This window comes from Pinirhizobacter sp. (assembly GCF_035317885.1).
Lineage (GTDB): Bacteria > Pseudomonadota > Gammaproteobacteria > Xanthomonadales > Rhodanobacteraceae > Pinirhizobacter.
This window is the reverse complement of record NZ_DATHFX010000400.1, coordinates 1-3,238: the sequence shown is the minus strand read 5'-3', so window position 1 is coordinate 3,238 and position 3,238 is coordinate 1. Positions and strand designations below refer to the sequence as shown.

3 protein-coding genes are annotated in these 3,238 nt (G+C 65.5%); all 3 read right to left on the bottom strand.

All coding sequences use genetic code 11. The annotated features are described in order from the left end of the window. The coding region (locus VK519_RS13165; protein ID WP_324350448.1) for a hypothetical protein at window positions 1–1,152 on the bottom strand (1,152 nt) is incomplete at its 3' end. Between the two features lie 249 nt (window positions 1,153–1,401). After that, window positions 1,402–1,788: a SpoIIAA family protein gene (locus VK519_RS13160; RefSeq protein ID WP_324350446.1), complete on the bottom strand. Its 387-nt coding sequence runs from the start codon at window positions 1,786–1,788 to the stop codon at window positions 1,402–1,404. A 61-nt stretch (window positions 1,789–1,849) separates the two neighbouring features. Beyond that, window positions 1,850–3,238: DHH family phosphoesterase (locus VK519_RS13155; protein ID WP_324350444.1), on the bottom strand; the 1,389-nt coding region annotated here is incomplete at its 5' end.

The following is a 3,238-nucleotide window of genomic DNA, read 5'->3' as shown; positions in this document are numbered from 1 at the left end:
GCCATCGCCAAAGCGAAGCTGGACACTAGCCATGTCGCCCTTGCCGGGCACAAGGATCACGCGCAGGCCATTGGGGAGCGTCCATGTGCTCCAGGTCATGTCGACCCCGCCTGGAGGCACGGGATCGCCCAATGCCTGCTTGATCAACCAGCCGCCGAACTCGACGTCGAGGTCGGGGGGCATGAAGTCAACGCGATCGGTACGCCCATAGTGGCCAAGTTCCCACCGAGCCCGGACGCCATCGGCCGCGGGACCCAGCGTCCGCACGGCTTGCAGCGCCCGGCCATCGGCATCGAGCGATGCATAGCCATGGCGGACTACGTCCATGACGTTGGCCAGGATGTCCGGCGTAACAACGCCAGCCAACGAGGCGAAGGGGAGCGCTTGCGAGTTGGCGCCATCGTCTCCCGGGTTTCCGAACCGGGCATACAAAGCCGTGGTGATTCCGGCACCTATCGCTCCGGCCACGGTGGTAGCTGCTGCGCGCGGATATCGCGTGAGGAGTGATCCAAGTGGAGCGAGGCAGCGGACCACGGGGGCGGCGACGTTGGCCAGCTGCTGCCGGAGAAGCGGTACCTGCGCGTCTGCTTCGTCTGCTTCCCCTGGAGCGACATCGGCCTGCGCGGCGGGTATCCCCCCGATAAGAATCAGCGCGCCGACCAGGGCAGCGCTCCATGGGCCGCCCTGTCCGTTTCGACCGGGAACGGAAGTGTCCAGGGTAGCGATGCGTGACAGCTGTTCAAGTTCCACGATGCGTTCGCTGACCCCCTGCCTGGGGGGAAATACATCGCTCCACGATGTCGGTCCGTGGGTGCTTTTTTGCAACAGCTTGTACAGTTCGATCAACGCTTGCGCCGTTTTTGGGCGGACAAGCGCAGACGGTGGATTCGCATGCCGCTCGTGCCACGATTGCACGGGCATCCTGATGGCGTCTTCAACCACCGCTTCCCAGACGTTACGTTCTTCGTCCGAAGCTTGGGGCAAGGCGACACGCAGTGCATCGGCCACCAATTGGGGGGCCATGGCGTGGCCCAGGGACGTACGACCAAACTTGCCGGTGGTGATGAGCGTCGCCAGTTCCCATTCCGACAATGCCCCGCTACTGAGCTTCTCCCCAAGCCGCTGCAGGGCCTCCCTCGGGACACCTGTCAAGGGCAGTTCGATGGGACCACGTTCGACCCCTGGCTTCCCCACGGCTCGATCGCGAGCGACGGCAAGGCTGGTACGCGGAAGGTTACCTACCCCCTGCGGCCGCGGAACCATGGCGACTGGCAGCCCGCCAGAAGCGACGACGGGCGGGTGCGGTGGGGAAGCTACGCTGCTGACGGGCATGCCTGTCTCTCAGAATGTAAGAGAGAGCAATCCTAGGCATGCGCCTACACGCACGCTTCATGATTTACGTCATTCCTGCCCACCGTCCCACGGTTGCTCGGCAATCCATGCCTTGGCCTCTTCAAGCTGGGCATCGGTAAAAAGCCGCAGTTCCGCTGGCACGAGAATCCGCATGGCGCCGGCCAGACCACGCAACCAGGCCACGTCGGTCACCAGGGCCACGCGATCCCACCCGCTGAAATGGCGGAAGCCAAGCTTGGCGTCGTCCCACATGGCGCCGGCCTGGAACGATTCAAATCCCGGGGCCACGTGGTAGAGCAGCCGCAATTTGCGGTTGACCGCGAAGGCTGCCTCGATATCCGGCACCAGCACGCTTTCGTAGTCGGCAGCAGTGACCGTGCCCGTGGCGCGAAATCCTAGGGTGCCAGCGGGTAGGTTGGGGATCTGTTCGATCATGGCGCTCTCCTGGTGACAACCCGAGGCTAGCCCAATGTGCGTGTGCGTGGTGTTGGCGCGGTCAGGCCGCAAGCATCTGCAGTACCAGTAGCTGCAGGCTGTCCCTGCCCTGCCAGTGGTTGATATCCAGCTCGTACACCAGGCGCAGGTCTCGCGCAGGCACCTGGCTAGTGTCGACATTGAACACCACACCCTGGTGGCGCCTGCCGTCGCGGGGATCGACCAGGTCCAGGCGCCAGTGCCGGCCGGCCATGAGTCGATGGCCCAGGCAAAGAAAGACATCGTCGAAACACGGAGGCGCAAAGGCCTGGCCCCACGGGCCGCCCTGGCGAAGCTGCAGGGCAAGCTCGATGCACAGGTCGCCAGGTTCCAACCCGCCATCGGAATGCACGCGCGCCGCCAGGGCCGACTCATCCAATTGCTCGCGCGCGATGCGGTCGAAGGCTTGCGCCAACGCCGGGAAATCCGCCTGGCGCAGGCTAAGCCCCGCCGCCATGGCGTGGCCGCCGAAGCGCAGGATCAGTCCGGGATGCCTCGTGTCGATCAAGGCCAGCGCGTCGCGCAAATGGAAACCGGCGATGGAGCGGCCGGACCCGCGCAGTTCATCGCTGGCGTCACCAGCGGGTGCGAAAGCCAACACCGGGCGATGCAGGCGCTCCTTCAGTTTCGACGCCACCAGGCCCACCACGCCAGGGTGCCAGGAGGAATCGAACAGGGCCACGCCCGCGGCATCGCCGGACACCTGGGTGCGCGCCACCATGGCTTCAGCATCGGCCACCATATCCGCCTGCAACTGGCGGCGCTCGCGGTTGATCGTGTCCAGTTGCACCGCCCAGCCACGTGCCCGGGCTGCATCGTCGGTAAGCAAGGCCTCCACGCCCAGGCGCATGTCTTCCAGGCGCCCGGCAGCATTCAGGCGTGGAGCGATGGCAAAGCCAAGATCAACGGCGCTCAAGGCATCCATGCTGCGCCCGCTGGCTTCCACCAGCGCCACGATGCCTGGGCAGGCGCGCCCCTGGCGCATCCGCCTCAGGCCGGCATCGACCAGGACACGATTGTTGAAGTCCAGGGGCACGAGATCGGCTACGGTGCCCAGGGCAACCAGGTCGAGCAAGGTGGATAGATCAGCGTCCGTCGCCGCCGCGTGACCTGCTTCGCGCAGGTGAGCCCGCAGCGCCAGCAACAGGTAGAACACTACGCCGACACCCGCCAATGCCTTGCTGGGGAAAGCATCGCCGTCGAGATTCGGATTCACCATCGCATCGGCGGCCGGAAGCAACGGACCCGGCAGGTGATGATCGGTCACGATCACCACGCTGCCTCGCGCCCGTGCCGCCGCCACGCCATCGATGCTGGCTACGCCGTTGTCCACGGTCAGCAACACATCCGGCGCCGTCGGCATCGAAGCCACCAGCGCCGGTGTCAGGCCGTAGCCGTGCAGGAAGCGGTT

Bases quoted from the DNA above. Each gene is read 5' to 3' on its own strand.
- VK519_RS13160 (WP_324350446.1), bottom strand. From the start codon at position 1,788: ATGATCGAACAGATCCCCAACCTACCCGCTGGCACCCTAGGATTTCGC.